The organism is Paenibacillus sp. FSL H7-0323, assembly GCF_038002725.1.
Classification (GTDB): Bacteria; Bacillota; Bacilli; order Paenibacillales; family Paenibacillaceae; genus Paenibacillus_AQ; species Paenibacillus_AQ odorifer.
This window is the reverse complement of record NZ_JBBODB010000001.1, coordinates 5,041,094-5,056,354: the sequence shown is the minus strand read 5'-3', so window position 1 is coordinate 5,056,354 and position 15,261 is coordinate 5,041,094. Positions and strand designations below refer to the sequence as shown.

Here is a 15,261-nt window from a genome sequence, read left to right as displayed (position 1 = left end):
ATCATTGTCACCTCCAGGGTATTAGTTGTGTGCCGGTCTCTTCACGAACGCTTTTAAGGCTTGCTTCATGCCATTTTTCTCAATCGCAATCAGTCCTTCTGTCACCTTGTCAGTAAGTCCAGACACTTCATTCAGGTCACAGCCCCAGCGATTGGTTGCGGCAAGTACTTCGACGGCCAGTGCGCGCAGCCCGGTGTCTGTGCCATCCCATCCTCCCCATAAGGAGGCGAACCATTCCAAAATATCCGCATCATCAGCCAGTTGAATGTTTTCTTCCCCTCTGCGTCCTCTATAGAAGGCAATTAATGCGCTCAATGAGAAGACAAGCTTTTCAGGCAATTGTCCTTTGGCCTCTACATATTGCAGTAAAGAAGGCAGATCTCTTGTCTTAAACTTCGATATAGAATTAAGGGAAATGCTCATCAAGTAATGCTGCACATAAGGGTTCAGGAATCTTTCTAATACCGCGTCTGCAAAAGAATTCAATTCCTCTGCCGGCAGATCCAGCGTTGGAATAATCTCATCATAGATTAAGGACTTCACGTACGCCCCAACCTCTTCGTGCTCAATGGCTTCAGCAACCGTATCAATACCGTACAAATACGCTACTGGTGTCATAGCTGTATGAGCTCCGTTTAAAATCCTCACTTTACGAGTCCGATAAGGGGCCATATCATCCACCACCAGCACATTAAGACCTGCTAGTTCAGCCGGAAACTCCTTTTTAATCCACTGTGGTCCTTCAATCACCCAAAGATGGAATTGCTCGCCGACAACGACCAGCTTATCCTCATAACCCAGCTCTTCTGTAATCTCGGCAATGCTGTCTCTTGGATAACCGGGAACAATGCGGTCCACCAGACTGCAGCAGAAGGTATTAGCTTCATTCAACCAGTTCACAAAACCTTCTCCAAGATTCCACAGCTCAGCATATTTCAAAATAACCTTTTTGAGCTCATCACCATTCCGGTCAATCAGCTCGCATGGAATGATGATAAAACCTTTAGAAGCATCCCCATTAAAAGTTTGATAACGTTTGTACAATAAGGCCGTCAGCTTGCCTGGGAAACTACTCTGCGGCGTATCGGTTAACTTGTCGCCAGCTTCAAAAGCAATTCCCGCTTCAGTAGTATTAGACACGATAAAGCGCAGCTCAGGGTTCTCAGCCAGCTTCATATACTCCTCATGCTGTGAATAGGGATTAAGCGTCCGCGTAATACAATTAATTACCTCGTGTTCTTTTACAGCCGCTCCGTCTTTAATGCCTTGCAGATAAAGGGTATACAGCCCATCCTGATCATTCAGCATTTCTGCCAGTCCGTTAGCCAATGGCTGTACAACAACCACTCCACCATTGAAATCCGTTTTTTGATTCATGGTATGAATCTGCCAATCTACAAAGGCGCGCATGAAATTGCCTTCGCCAAATTGTAGAACCTTCTCAGGATACTGCTTGTAAGCTGTCCAATTATCACTATTTAATCTTTTCATATTAACGCCTCCTAATAGTAAATGCACACGATAAACTTGTTAAATAAACTATATAAAATCATATTTATATTACTAATCAATTAAATAGATGCACACGTGAAAATTTTAGATAGCAACCCTTTACGAAGGTAAAGGATTAGGCTGCTATGCGCAGCCTCTACTTCTGCAACTTCCTGACTGATTCTCTGGCAATAAGCTCTGTCTCGATCGAGATCCGCCCGTCTTTTTCTGAGGGTTCCTTGACCAAGCTTAACAGCTGGCGAGCGCCTTGCTCACTAATCTTCTCAATAGGACGTTTGACCGTGGTGAGTGAAGGATTGGCAAAAAGTGAAAACCCAATGTCGTCAAAACCAACAACAGAGATATCATTTGGCACCTGCAGCCCTCGCTCAAACACGCCTTTCATAGCCCCGATCGCCATATCATCATTGGAGCAAAATACAGCAGTCGGTGGCTTCTCGAGATCCAGCAGCTTGCCCATCGCCTCATATCCACTTTGCATATCATAACTACCGCTTATCATGTAGTCATTACGAACAGGGATATTATGGTCAATCAAAGCTTTTATAAAGCCATCTCTGCGTTCCTGTGTGGATTTAAAGCCCTCGACACCTTCAATAATTGCAATGTCTTGATGCCCGTTTTCGATCAGGTATTTGCCTGCATTATAAGCACCTTCCCGGTCGTTCGAGATGATGTTGATAATGGAACGGTCATCAATTTCCCGGTTCAGCACAACGATTGGAATGCCTTGCTGGACAACATGGTAAATGAATTTATTATCTGCTTCACTCTGGCTCATTAGAATAATTCCATCAAAACGTTTGCGATGAATAGAGGAGTAATCCGCATAATCGTCGATCCCACGGATGAACAGATTGTACTCTACATCTATGACCCTATTTACACCACGAATCGTATCAGAGAAGAAACCAGAAGTTGTGCCGTTGGCAATACTCGTGAAGAACAGACCAATGGTATAGGATCGCTGCATCACAAGGCTTTTGGCATTGTAATTAGGGACGTAACCCACTTGCGCAGCGATCTCGGCAATTTTTTTACGTGTGACCTCTTTAATTAGTGGACTATTGTTAAGTGCTCTCGATACAGTTGTATGCGATACATTCGCCAATTTGGCGATATCCTTGATTGTAGGTGCCATGGGTCAACCTTCCTTATTAAACGGGTTTGGCTCTTCCATGTAAGGATATCATAACGATTACCTAGTCACCAATGCCTGTTTCGAGAAATTAAAATAATGATCAGCGTTATTGTAACAGATGTTCTCAATCATACTGCCCAGTAACTCCATATCATCCGGGGCTTCTCCAGCTTCTACCCAAGAGCCTACTAGATCACACAAGATTCTTCTAAAGTACTCATGTCTGGTATACGATAAAAAGCTTCTGGAGTCTGTTAACATCCCAACAAATTGGCTAAGTACGCCTAGATTAGCAAGTGTCTTCATCTGTTCCAGCATGCCGTCTTTATTATCGTTGTACCACCATGCGGTTCCGAATTGAATCTTCCCTGGAATACCGCCGCCCTGGAAGCTACCCATTAGACTGGCAATAACATGATTATCATTAGGGTTCAATGAGTACAAAATGGTCTTAGGCAACGCATTCTCACGATCCAGCGCATCGAGCAGACCCGCCAAAGGCTTAGCAATCACGCCGTCATTGATAGAATCATAACCCGTGTCAGGTCCGAGACGTCCGAACATTACGCTGTTGTTATTCCGTAGCGCATGAATATGGAATTGCATCGCCCAATCCAGCTCGTTATACAATTTGCCGAGGAATACTAGCGTGAATCCTTTATATTTCTTTTCTTCACTCTCACTTACAGTGCCTTCATAAAGTGCTTTAGCGAATATAGCTGTAGCTTCCTCCAAGGTAGTAGGCTCAAACATTACCGCATCCAAAGCATGGTCAGATACACGGCCGGCTCTGGCGTGGAAGAATCTCACTCTGCTCTCCAATGCTGCAAGAAACTGTCCGTAATTCTTAACAGCCATTCCCGAAACTTCGCTTAGCTGAGCTACCCAAGGCTGGAAGGTAGGACGGTTGATTTCAAGCGCTTTATCTGGCCGGAATCCCGGCACAACGCTAGCATTGAATCCACTCAGATTACTGATTTTCTCATGATATTCCAGATTATCTACAGGATCATCGGTAGTACAAACCGTAGTCACCTTCGATTTAATGATCAAATCTCTTGCTCCGTATCCTTCACCCTGTAACTGTCTATTCACTTCATCCCAAATTTTTGGTGCGTTAGCTTCATTCAGCAACTCATATACACCGAAGAAACGTTGCAGCTCCAGATGCGTCCAATGGTATAGCGGATTCCCGATAATCATCGGAACCGTTCTAGCCCAAGCTAAAAATTTATCATAATCACTGGCATCGCCAGTAATGAATTTCTCTTCTATACCGTTAGCGCGCATCACTCTCCATTTATAATGGTCGCCATACAGCCAAGCTTCGGTGATATTGTTGAACGTTTTGTTCTCATAAATTTCTTTTGGACTGAGGTGGCAATGATAATCGATAATGGGCATGTCTTTCGCATGATGATGAAACAGCTTAATTGCGGTCTCGCTCGACAATAGGAAGTTCTCATCCATGAATTTTTTACTCATGAGGTTTGCTGCTCTCCTTTAAGTTCGAATGGGAGTTACACAAAGTTTAACGTGAACATTTATTCAATCGGTCGATTTCTTAATAAATATTTTAAACTTAAAATTATTGCTTATAATAGGGTTTGTGTAAATTGTTCACGTTAACATTATATCTTCATTGTAAACGTATTTTTAAAATGCGCAAGTCTTTTTATAAAGACATTGTTACAGTTATTTTAACTTCCGAGCGGTAATAAATAAACAACATATTTAATATCCGGACACGGCCCCGCCAATATTGAAAAAAGCAGGCAACCCTTTAGAAAAAGGATTACCTGCTTATATGTCATCGACTACGATTTCTCGCAAAATTAACTATCCAGTGTTTCGCTCCAGTCATGCACCATCGTGCCCTCTAGGTACTTCTCAGCATCCATTGCTGCCATACAGCCGGATCCCGCTGCGGAAATTGCCTGACGATAACGGGTATCCTGCACGTCGCCACAAGCGAATATGCCCGGGATGTTCGTTTCTGTCGTTCCAGGGTTGACCACAATGTAGCCGTTGGTATCGGTCGTAATTTGCCCCCCTAAAAATCCGGTGTTCGGCGTGTGCCCGATCGCGACAAACACTCCGTCCGCTTCGATGAGTTCATCAATTCCCGTCTCATTATTGCGAACCGTCAGCCCCTTAACGCCAGACTCGTCGGTTGTAACCTCTAGCGGTGTACGGTTAAGAGCCCACGATACCTTACTGTTATCCCGTGCGCGAGCCTGCATAATCTTCGAAGCCCTAAGCTCATCACGACGGTGAACCAATGTTACATTGGAAGCGAATCGGGTTAAAAAGCTGGCTTCTTCCATCGCAGAATCTCCACCACCGACGACAATAATCTTTTTGCCACGGAAAAAGAATCCGTCACAAGTAGCACAAGTGCTGACCCCACGGCCCACATTCTCCTGCTCCCCGGGGATTCCTAAATATCTGGCAGATGCACCGGTTGAGATGATCACTGACTCCGCCTCTAATACTCCCAATCCATCTACAGTCACTTTAAATGGACGCTGTGAAAAATCAACTGAATCCACCCAACCATTCTTAAATTCAGCCCCAAAACGTTCAGCCTGCTTGCGCATGTTGTCCATTAAATCCGGGCCTAGAATTCCTTCAGGAAAGCCTGGGAAGTTCTCGACTTCTGTTGTCGTTGTCAGTTGTCCACCTGGTTGCATACCTTCAATCACAAGTGGGTTTAGGTTGGCACGTGCCAAATAAATTGCAGCAGTAAGCCCGGCTGGGCCTGTTCCGATTACAATCGTTTTGTACATAACAGTGGCCTCCTCACAATAGGGTTTATTTAGAAGAAACGGGCCCTTTTTTGGCAAGCATAGCCGCCTTCGGTGCCCCTATAAGGAACATTAGCGTTACGCAAGACATATAAAAAGGGCTCCGTTTCTACGAAATACTACATGATCGATTTAGATGTTCTCGGTAAATGGCGGAAGGCTGTCGCTCACACTTCCCTCGAAACTACATTCCTCATCTATGCGCCGAGCATAACGACTGACCATAGAAACGGAAACATTGTAACGCTGGGCTACTTCACGGTAGGTGACCGGCAGGTTATGCGTTTTAGCGATTAGATATTCTAAGGCAGCACACCAGCCATTCGCATGACGGATAAACGGAACATCCGGATAAAGGCTGCTCAGAAATTGCTTCCACAGTAATTCAGCATCTTTTTTGTGGATTGCATCATATCTTCGATCCATCATACTAAGGGTCTGGTCGATAACTTTCTGCCAATCCTCTCTCCATTCCGGCAGTCCCTTCAAACGCGGGGAAGAGGTTTCTTTGACTTCCTGAAGCACATTCTCTTCAGGAACACTTCCAATCAGCCGCTGCAGACTAAGAAGTGCCGCTTCTTGCAGCTTTTCTTCCTGCAAGGGCTGCTGCTTTAGAAGTCCTTGCAGAATTTCGGACATCTCTTCATCTTCGATCCACCGCAGAGCTTCTGTAACCTGAAGCTTCGTATTGGCATCCCCGTAGCGGAGCGCCCAGAAGAAGGAAGAGCGAAGCAGCGGATTGTTCCGCACCTCTTCGGTAAAGCTGCCCTTGTTGTCCTTCCACAGCTTCAGCTGCTCCTGAAAAGGAAGCTGATAGTTGTAGCTGACCAGCGACAGCGTTTTACCTTCCCCCTGCGCCTGCTGCAGCTGAGCCAGAAAAAATCTCGGCACAGCCGATTCCGGATCGAGCTTAGCCGCCTTCTGCCAGCAGCGCTGGGCTTCTGTATACAGGCCACTATTGCTGGCAGCTGCCGCACAGTAATGATAGAGACTGGCGTCGCCACCGACCTCTTCATCCTTCAACAGACGTCTAAAATGGCCATAGGCGGTTCTATGGCGTCCCAGAATCCCCATGGTGGTGGCCATTTTGAACAGATGCTCCTGATGAAACGGAATGGTGGTCTCCAGAAGGCGTAACAATCCATCCAGTTGCCCGCGGTCACCTTCATACTGAAGGAAGATCGCTAAGTTACAGAGTGCATGCAAATTCCCGGAATCCAGCTCCAGCACCCGCATAATACATTCCTTAGCTTTGGTAAAACGACCCATGTAAAAATACGCTAGGGCTAGGTTGTTATGTGCCGCCAGGAAGTCAGGCGTATTGCTCACAATCTCTTCAAGCAAAGTGACGGCTTGTGTAAACTTGCCCTCCTCCAACAGTGCTCGGGCTCGCTCATGCTCTATTACACCTTCCCGGCTTCTAATCCGGATAAGTGGAGCAGGACGGTCCAGCTCATATTGCAGCAGCTCCATCAATTCTTCCGATTCGGCCAGAAATTCACCGTTCACATCTTCTTCGAGATAAGTGACGAGTGAGCGTTCTGCCTCCTCATAGCTTTCCATATTGGCGAAGTTGTTAGCCATATAGAAATAACATTCCGTCATTGCCGGATCAATATTCTCCAGTACATGGGTTAAAATGTCGTTGGACGCTTCATAATTGCCCATTTCTGATAATACGCCAGCCACGTTGCAATGATTGACCGGATTCTCCGGCTCGTACTCTACAGCTTTGCGAAAATTCTTTAATGCCTTATCATATTGAAAGCGATCCAAGGACCGAACGGCTCTTTCAAAGAAAAAATTGGCATTCAGAGTTACAGGAATCACATTATCATTCCCCAGTTCATACTCTGAAGTTCTCTCAATCATGGAAGCAAGGCACCTCCCTTATAAGAAGCTTCCTTATACTAACGAAAAATAGGAGGGCGGCGCCCTATGGGGTATGCCGGAGCTCCATCCTTAATCGCTATTCCGTTCCCTTATTGGGCGCGGGTATCTCCACACAGTATACCACATGTGACAGTGAGAATCTCAAGTTGAGAAAGACTCTACCACTCTGCTTACAACATCTTTTTTGACAAAAAATAAAAAAGACGGGGAATTAAATTCCCGCGTCTCTAAATAGCTTATCGATCGAACCACCCTCGAGGATGATGTGTGTGGCCTGAGCAAGCATCGGTGCAACAGATAATACTGTAAACCGACTTGAATGGTCATCAGGCAGTGCAATAGAATCTGTCGTAACCACTTCCTGAATAGAAGGATGGTCAAGCCGCTGTAGCGCGGGCCCTGAGAATAATCCGTGCGTCGCGCAGACAATACTGTCCTTCGCACCTCTCTCCTTCAGACCTTCTACCACATTCACAATGGTCGTCCCAGTATCGATCAGATCCTCAATAATGATAGGTGTCCGTCCCTCGACATCACCAATGACATGAGTGATTACCGATTCATTATGGGCTGGGCGCTTCTTGATCATAATGGCAAAAGGTGAATCCAGCTTATTCGCCAGCTTCTCAGCCATAGACGCACGCCCTGCATCCGGGGAAACAATGACCAGATCAGACATTGCCTTGGCTTTCAAATGGCTGCTGATCAAATCGAGTGCAGTCAGATGATCGACCGGAATGTTGAAAAAGCCTTGAATCGCCGCTGCGTGCAAATCGATGGTGATTACGCGGGTTGCTCCAGCGGTCGTCAGCACATCAGCCACCATCTTAGCCGAGATCGGCTCACGAGGTGCGGACTTCCGCTCCTGCCGAGCGTACCCATAATACGGCACAATAATGTTCACTGTACGAGCTGAAGCCCGTTTGGCAGCATCTATCATCACCAGCAGCTCCACGAACATCTCATTAATGGGATGCGAAAGGGATTGCACCAAAAATACGTCGCAGTTCCGGATGCTTTCTTCGTAATGCACGTAAATCTCGCCGCTCATGAAGCGGGTCAGCTTTATCTGCCCCAATTCAACACCAAGTCGCTCCGCAATATCAGCCGCTAACTTTGGATTCGACGAACCGGAAAAAATACGTAATTGTTGATGATGCATAATACCCTCCTGCGGATTATAAATTATTATAGTTTGAACTGAACAGTGGTACGGCGGCGTCCCTCAAATACAACCAGCTCACGAAAACCAGTCTGCCAAAGCATACTACGCGCCTCTTGCAGCCCGTCCCCCAGCTTGGTAGGATCATGTGCATCAGAGCCTAATGTCAGCGGTATGCCGAGCTTTAGGGCCTCCTGTAGCAGATGCTCCGCCGGGAACATCTCAGCGCAAGGCTTCGTAAGTCCGGAAGCATTCAGCTCCATGGCGATTCCGCTATCCGCTATAACCTTTAAGGTCTCTAGCTCTAGCGCCCTCACCTCAGCCTTGCCCTCCGGTGTTTGTGGACCATAACCGAACCGTTTAATAACATCCATATGTCCTATAATATCATATAATCCCGATAACGCCGACTTCTTTACCGCATCGTAATAAAGACGATACACCTCTAGCGCATCTCTGCTTTCCCAACCATGAACCTGGCGGTGATCCGTAATATCCCACTCCCCGAGAAAATGCACAGAACCTATAAGATAATCCCATGGATACGGCGACAAAATCTCGCGAATTTGCTCTTCATAGCCTTCGATATAATCGGCTTCCAGCCCCACCCGCAGATCTATGACTCCACGGTAACGCTCCTTTAGGGTTAGACATTCCTCCACATAACGAGGCAGTTCAGCCATTGGCATAGCCATTTCAGGATAATAGCTGGCGGGATCTACGTGGATGAGCGGCAAGTGGTCGGATAATCCCAGCTGCTGAAGTCCAAGCTCTATCCCGCGCTGTACATACTCCTCAAGCTTACCCACGGCATGACCACAGCGTTCATGATGCGTGTGGTAATCAATATGCATCACTCAGTCCTCCCTTAGTACTGATCCCGGCGTGGGCGTTCGTGACGGGTACTCAACTCTTCCATAATCTCATCCAGTGGAAGCTTGCGCTCTTGCAGCAATACCAACAGATGATAGATCAGATCACTGACCTCAAGACGCAGCTCGGCATTATCTTTATTTTTGGCGGCAATTATGGTTTCGGAAGCTTCCTCGCCTACCTTTTTGAGGATCTTATCCACGCCTTTATCAAACAGATAAGTGGTATACGCGCCTTCCGGGCGTTCCACTTCCCGTTCAGCAATCACACGCTCCAGCTCACCAAGAACAGCAAAACGCTCACCATCCGTCAGACTAGACACTGATTTCGAAGCATCCGTTGTTGGGTTATTCAAAGGAATCTCACGGAAAAAGCATGACGTAGCTCCAGTATGGCAAGCTGGTCCTTCAGGCACAACCTTCACGAGTAGTGTGTCGCTATCACAATCATAGGATATGGAGGTAATAGCTTGTGTGTTGCCTGAGGTTCCGCCTTTATGCCAAAGTTCGCTGCGCGAGCGGCTCCAAAACCAAGTCTGGCCACTCTCCAGTGAGAGCTGTAACGATTCGGAGTTCATATAAGCAACCATCAGTACCTCTAAACTGCTAGCATCCTGAACAACGGCAGGCACCAGACCCGCTTCATTCCAGCGAATGCCTGCCAGAGCTTCTTTTTGGCTTAATGTGGTATTGTTTTGTGTTTCGCTCATCGGATTTCTACCCCTTTTTGCTTCAAATCTGCCTTTAAATCATTAATTGCAATCTCTTTATAGTGAAAAATGGTCGCCGCAAGTCCCGCATCGGCTTTCCCTTCCGTAAATACATCGTAAAAATGCTCCTTCTTCCCAGCGCCGCCAGAAGCAATCACAGGAATACTGAGCAAATCGCATACTGCCGAGGTTAGCTTCAGGTCGAAGCCGTCTTTTGTGCCATCTGCATCCATGCTAGTGAGCAAAATCTCGCCTGCGCCCAGCTTCTCAGCTTCTTTAGCCCAAGCCAGAGCACGGATGCCGGTGGGCTTACGCCCGCCATGAGTGTACACTTCCCATTCACCAAAAGCCTCATTATATTTAGCATCTATCGCTACTACAATACACTGGGAGCCAAATCGGCGAGCACCCTCCAGAATGAGCTGAGGATTAGTGATGGCTGCCGTATTAATGCCGATTTTGTCTGCGCCTGCACGAAGAATCCTTTTCATATCATCAGTTGTAGAGATCCCTCCACCCACTGTAAAAGGAATGGCAATCTCACCAGCGGTCTGCCGCACAACCTCGATCATCGTTGCTCTACCTTCTACGGAAGCCGATATATCGAGAAACACAAGCTCGTCTGCGCCCTCACGGTCATACAGCGCCGCTAGCTCTACCGGATCTCCAGCATCACGCAGATTCACAAAGTTAACGCCTTTGACTACCCGTCCATCCTTAACGTCAAGACAGGGGATGATACGTTTTGCTAACATTATGAAATCCCCCTTTCTTTAAAAAGCCTTTCAAGCACCTAAAGTGTGTCCGTCCCCCTAAAGCCCTCTTAGCCCAGGGGGAGCCCAAGGGCCTTTGCCCTTTGGAAACCTCGATTGAAGGCATGGCGGATCATAGCCCATCCGGCTGAACCATAGCCCACACGGCTGAACATGTGCTATGATCGCTAACCCCTTCGTAGCCGCTTCCTTGACCCATAACACCTTCATGTTCCGCGGTTTTGGCCCTTATATGGTCGGAAGGGCTCGCGCCACCTGCAAGCCCACGAGTATTTAGTTGCACAACGTGCAGTTATTTTATCAGCCTTTTTGCAAGCTACTCTTTTAACTGCATTTCGTACAACTAAATCTGGGGATGAGCTTATAAATCAACTCATCTCTGAGTTATAGCTGCACGAAATACAACTAAATTAGCTAATCAGCTCTAAATGTGAAAAATAGCTGTATAAAGTACACTTAAATCATCATCCGAGGAAAAATACCCTTCCCGCCGCCTCATTACGCCTATTGTAGCAGATTGTGCAGCGGGTTTTAGCTAGCGGGTAACCTCCATTTTCACAGGTATTAAAATTTCACCGGATCCCTCGTTGAAACAGCGCCCAAGTCGTTACGCCATTCGTAATGAGATGAGATTTTTGCAAAGTGAAAACACATTAGCTAGTTGGGTTTGTTGCTTTATTGGCCAGCTGGCTTGTTTTAGCTCTTTTGTTGGTTTATTGCTTTGTTGCTTTGTTATTAAGCCCTTTTGCTGGTTTGCTGGTTTGCTGGTTTGTTCGTTTAACTTTTGCTAGTTTGCTTCTCTGTGCGTTCATTTAATTATTATTAGTTACTCATTTACTGTTACGTCTATTTCTTTTATCCACTGCTCATGGCTTGCTCAACTGTTGTCTTTTTGTTCATTCGCTCGTTTATTAATTAGTTTGGTGATTTAGTGATTTTTGTTCACTACGTTACTGTTAAGTCTATTTCTTTAACCGTTGGTTCTGTCTGTTTCATTGATCCACTATTCCTTGGCTAGCTCACGTCGTCTTTTTGTTCATCCGCTCATCAATTAGCGCGTTCGCCCAACGCTATTTCTGCCCGAGCGCTCGCAAAGCTCCAGAAAGATCAATATTGCCCGTGTATAACGCCTTGCCAACAATAGCTCCACCTACACCACTGCCGCTGTGTACGTTCAGACGCAACAGATCATCAAGACTGGTGACTCCGCCGGACGCGATCACAGTTTTACCGCTGGCCTGCGCCATGGACAGGATACCGTCCACGTTCGGCCCCTGCATCATCCCGTCGCGGGAGATGTCGGTGTAAATGAATGTCTCGGCTCCTTTTGCCGCCAATTCCTTGGCAAGAGCTTCAGCACGTACTTCAGAGGTGTTCAGCCAGCCGTGTGTCGCAACATAGCCGTTACGTGCATCAATGCCGATCGCGACTTTATCGCCGTATTTTGCCAATACCTCTTCGGTAAAAGCATGATCATTAATCGCAGCAGTACCGATAATGACGCGGCTAACGCCAAGTCCGAGCAATTTCTCTACGTCCGCAAGATTGCGAAGACCGCCGCCCACCTGCACAGGAACGTTAGCATTAGCAGCAATAGCACCGATAATCGCATCGTTCACAGGATGACCCGCTTTCGCACCATCTAAGTCCACCAAATGAATGAACTTTCCACCTTGCTCTTCCCATGATTTTGCCACCTTTAGTGGACTATCATTGTATATCGTTTCCTGATTGTAATCCCCCTGCTGCAGCCTGACGCATTTTCCATCCCGAATATCAATCGCCGGATATACAATAAAAGAAGACATTTGACGCTCCCCACTTTCGTTCCGTTATATTTATAGCGTGGCTTACGCCCGCTCTCTCTTAATCTTCAAAAAATTACCCAACAGCTTGATTCCCAGCTCTCCGCTTTTTTCCGGATGGAACTGCATACCGAACACATTATCTTGCCCGACAATAGCCGTGACTGGGTAACCATAATCCGTGACAGCCAGCAGATCACTCTCTTTTGCTACAAGCGCGTGATAAGAGTGGACAAAATACACATGCCCCTCCTCAAGGCCAACAAAAAGCGGATTCTCCGGCTGTCTAAAGCTGAGCTTGTTCCACCCCATATGCGGCACCTTATAGCCATCTCTAGGAGCGAACCGCACCACTGAACCCGAGAGAATATCTAGCCCCTCATGGCTGCCATGCTCTTCACCGGTGCTAAACAACAGCTGCATGCCAAGACAGATCCCAAGCAGAGGCTGCTCTCCAGCGGCTACCTGTTTGACGACAAGATCCAAACCATTCTCCCGCAAATGCCCCATCGCATCGCCAAATGCACCGACACCTGGCAGAATGACACTATCAGCAGCGAGAATTTGCTCGGCATCACCCGTCACTACACACTCATAACCGAGACGTTCTACCGCCTTACTCACACTGTGCAGGTTGCCCATGCCATAATCGACGATTGCAACAGTCATCCTACAGCACTCCCTTCGTAGAAGGCACACCCTTCACACGGGGATCAATCAAAGTTGCCTCATCCAGCGCCCGTCCAAGCGCTTTGAATACAGCCTCAATCATGTGATGAGTGTTAGAACCGTAGTGTACGATAACATGTAACGTAATCCGTGCTTCGAGCGCAAACTTCCACAGGAACTCCTGAACAAGCTCCGTCGAAAAGCTGCCCACCTGCTGTGAAGGATAGGTTGCACGATATTCAAAGTGCGGGCGATTGCTGATATCGATCACAACCTGCGCCAACGCCTCATCCATCGGTACAAAAACACTCGCATAACGTTTGATTCCTATTTTATCACCCAGTGCTTCGTGCAGTGCCTGCCCTAGGCAGATCCCAATGTCTTCAACCGTGTGGTGGTCATCAATCTCGATGTCTCCACGCGCCTGTACAGACAGGTCAAACTGGCCGTGCTTCGTGAACAGATCCAACATATGATTCAGAAAAGGAACATCCGTCTCCAGCTCTGAAACTCCACTTCCATCTACATTAAGAGACAACTTTATATCCGTCTCGTTTGTTTTACGGCTTAATCCAGCTTGGCGCAGGGCTTGTTCATTATTGTTCTCCATATCCGTCTCCACCTTTTCCTTCGTTCTTGATTCGAATCTCAATGGCTCGTGCGTGGCCTTCTAAGCCTTCGCGACGTGCCAGCTCTATAATGGTCTTCCCATCACGCAAGAGTGCTTCCTTACTGTAATAGATCAGACTTGATTTTTTAATAAAATCATCCACATCCACTGGTGACGAGAAACGTGCGGTCCCATTGGTTGGGATAATATGATTTGGCCCGGCAAAATAATCACCCACGGGCTCGGAGCTATACGCTCCCAGGAAGATGGCTCCAGCATTCTCAATGCTGCCTACGAGGCCCATAGGATCTTCGACAACAATCTCCAGATGCTCTGGTGCCAGTCTATTCACTACGGAGATCCCTTCCTCCATAGATTCCACAACAATGATCGCGCCGTAATTCTCTACCGAAGAACGGGCGATCGCCTGACGCGGCAGCTCTTGCAGCTGACGCTCCACTTCGGCCGCCACGTTATCCGCCAGGCTCTGCGATGGCGTGACCAGAATCGCCGAGGCCATCTCGTCATGCTCGGCCTGCGAGAGCAGATCCGCTGCGACATAAGCCGGCTCAGCGGTCTCATCTGCCAGCACGACAATTTCGCTTGGACCCGCGATACTGTCGATATCCACGGCGCCATATACCTCGCGTTTAGCCAGCGCAACGTATATGTTGCCAGGCCCACATATTTTATCTACCGGCGCTATGCTCTCCGTACCAAAAGCCAAAGCAGCTACCGCCTGTGCTCCGCCCACACGGTAGATTTCATTCACACCTGCTTCTGCGGCAGCAACCAGGATATAAGGGTCAATCCCTTCCTTGCCGCCGGTGGATGGCGGAGTCACCATGACGATCTCCGGCACACCCGCGATCTGTGCTGGGATCACGTTCATCAGCACCGAGGAGGGATAAGCTGCTTTGCCACCAGGTACATATACCCCTACCCGCTTCAGCGGACGAATAATCTGCCCCAGAATCGTGCCATCCGGCTGCAAATCCATCCATGAATTCCGTTTCTGTCTGGCATGGAACGCCCGGATATTGGCTGCAGCTGCTTGAATAGCAGATACGAAAGATTGCTCTACTCGGCCATACGCTGCCTGAAGCTCTTCCGGCGTTACCCGCAGTTGATTCGGCGTAAGTGCAACCCGGTCAAATTGCTCCGTATAGCGAAGAAGCGCTGTGTCTCCTTCTTTTTTAATGGCGGCCACAATTTCCTTTACCGCCTGATTTTGCTCTGGCGTACCATACTCCACTTCCCGCTCTAGCTTAAAGTCCTTGCTCGACACAACCTTCATCGCTGGTTCC

13 protein-coding genes are annotated in these 15,261 nt (G+C 47.5%); all 13 read right to left on the bottom strand.

All coding sequences use genetic code 11. The features are described 5' to 3' along the window. Positions 1 to 21 precede the first annotated feature (21 nt). Positions 22 to 1,491 (bottom strand): tagaturonate reductase, encoded by a 1,470-nt coding sequence (locus MHH89_RS22890; RefSeq protein WP_341088213.1) that lies wholly within the window; start codon positions 1,489 to 1,491, stop codon positions 22 to 24. Positions 1,492 to 1,648: 157 nt separating this feature from the next. Beyond that, complete coding sequence (locus MHH89_RS22885; protein ID WP_076105201.1) at positions 1,649 to 2,653, bottom strand: LacI family DNA-binding transcriptional regulator; 1,005 nt, start codon at positions 2,651 to 2,653, stop codon at positions 1,649 to 1,651. A 57-nt stretch (positions 2,654 to 2,710) separates the two neighbouring features. Continuing rightward, positions 2,711 to 4,138 carry a glucuronate isomerase gene (gene uxaC / locus MHH89_RS22880; RefSeq protein ID WP_076192647.1) on the bottom strand — a complete coding sequence of 476 codons (1,428 nt, stop codon included), beginning with the start codon at positions 4,136 to 4,138 and terminating at the stop codon, positions 2,711 to 2,713. 350 nt (positions 4,139 to 4,488) lie between these two features. Then, positions 4,489 to 5,442 (bottom strand): thioredoxin-disulfide reductase, encoded by a 954-nt coding sequence (trxB, locus tag MHH89_RS22875; protein ID WP_312151413.1) that lies wholly within the window; start codon positions 5,440 to 5,442, stop codon positions 4,489 to 4,491. Between the two features lie 150 nt (positions 5,443 to 5,592). Further along, a complete protein-coding gene (locus MHH89_RS22870; protein WP_076186874.1) occupies positions 5,593 to 7,332 on the bottom strand; it encodes a tetratricopeptide repeat protein in 1,740 nt (579 codons plus the stop codon). Between the two features lie 232 nt (positions 7,333 to 7,564). Continuing rightward, positions 7,565 to 8,515, bottom strand: coding sequence for a ribose-phosphate diphosphokinase (locus tag MHH89_RS22865; protein ID WP_036687083.1), 951 nt, complete (start codon positions 8,513 to 8,515; stop codon positions 7,565 to 7,567). Positions 8,516 to 8,541: 26 nt separating this feature from the next. Further along, positions 8,542 to 9,369 (bottom strand): histidinol-phosphatase HisJ, encoded by an 828-nt coding sequence (hisJ, locus tag MHH89_RS22860; RefSeq protein WP_341088204.1) that lies wholly within the window; start codon positions 9,367 to 9,369, stop codon positions 8,542 to 8,544. A 14-nt stretch (positions 9,370 to 9,383) separates the two neighbouring features. After that, on the bottom strand, positions 9,384 to 10,097 hold the full coding sequence (gene hisIE / locus MHH89_RS22855) for a bifunctional phosphoribosyl-AMP cyclohydrolase/phosphoribosyl-ATP diphosphatase HisIE (RefSeq protein WP_076220888.1): 714 nt from the start codon (positions 10,095 to 10,097) through the stop codon (positions 9,384 to 9,386). Then, entirely contained in the window at positions 10,094 to 10,852 is a 759-nt protein-coding gene (gene hisF / locus MHH89_RS22850; protein ID WP_076101059.1) for an imidazole glycerol phosphate synthase subunit HisF, read from the bottom strand. The genes hisIE and hisF overlap by 4 nt, the downstream gene beginning before the upstream one ends. 1,088 nt (positions 10,853 to 11,940) lie before the next feature. After that, positions 11,941 to 12,678 carry a 1-(5-phosphoribosyl)-5-[(5-phosphoribosylamino)methylideneamino]imidazole-4-carboxamide isomerase gene (gene hisA, locus MHH89_RS22845; protein WP_076126839.1) on the bottom strand — a complete coding sequence of 246 codons (738 nt, stop codon included), beginning with the start codon at positions 12,676 to 12,678 and terminating at the stop codon, positions 11,941 to 11,943. Positions 12,679 to 12,720: 42 nt separating this feature from the next. Next, positions 12,721 to 13,344 carry an imidazole glycerol phosphate synthase subunit HisH gene (gene hisH, locus MHH89_RS22840; protein WP_076126837.1) on the bottom strand — a complete coding sequence of 208 codons (624 nt, stop codon included), beginning with the start codon at positions 13,342 to 13,344 and terminating at the stop codon, positions 12,721 to 12,723. A gap of 1 nt (position 13,345) precedes the next feature. Next, entirely contained in the window at positions 13,346 to 13,954 is a 609-nt protein-coding gene (gene hisB / locus MHH89_RS22835) for an imidazoleglycerol-phosphate dehydratase HisB (protein ID WP_076219568.1), read from the bottom strand. Continuing rightward, complete coding sequence (gene hisD / locus MHH89_RS22830; protein ID WP_076219569.1) at positions 13,941 to 15,251, bottom strand: histidinol dehydrogenase; 1,311 nt, start codon at positions 15,249 to 15,251, stop codon at positions 13,941 to 13,943. Before hisD ends, hisB begins: the two co-directional genes overlap by 14 nt. Positions 15,252 to 15,261: the final 10 nt, after the last annotated feature.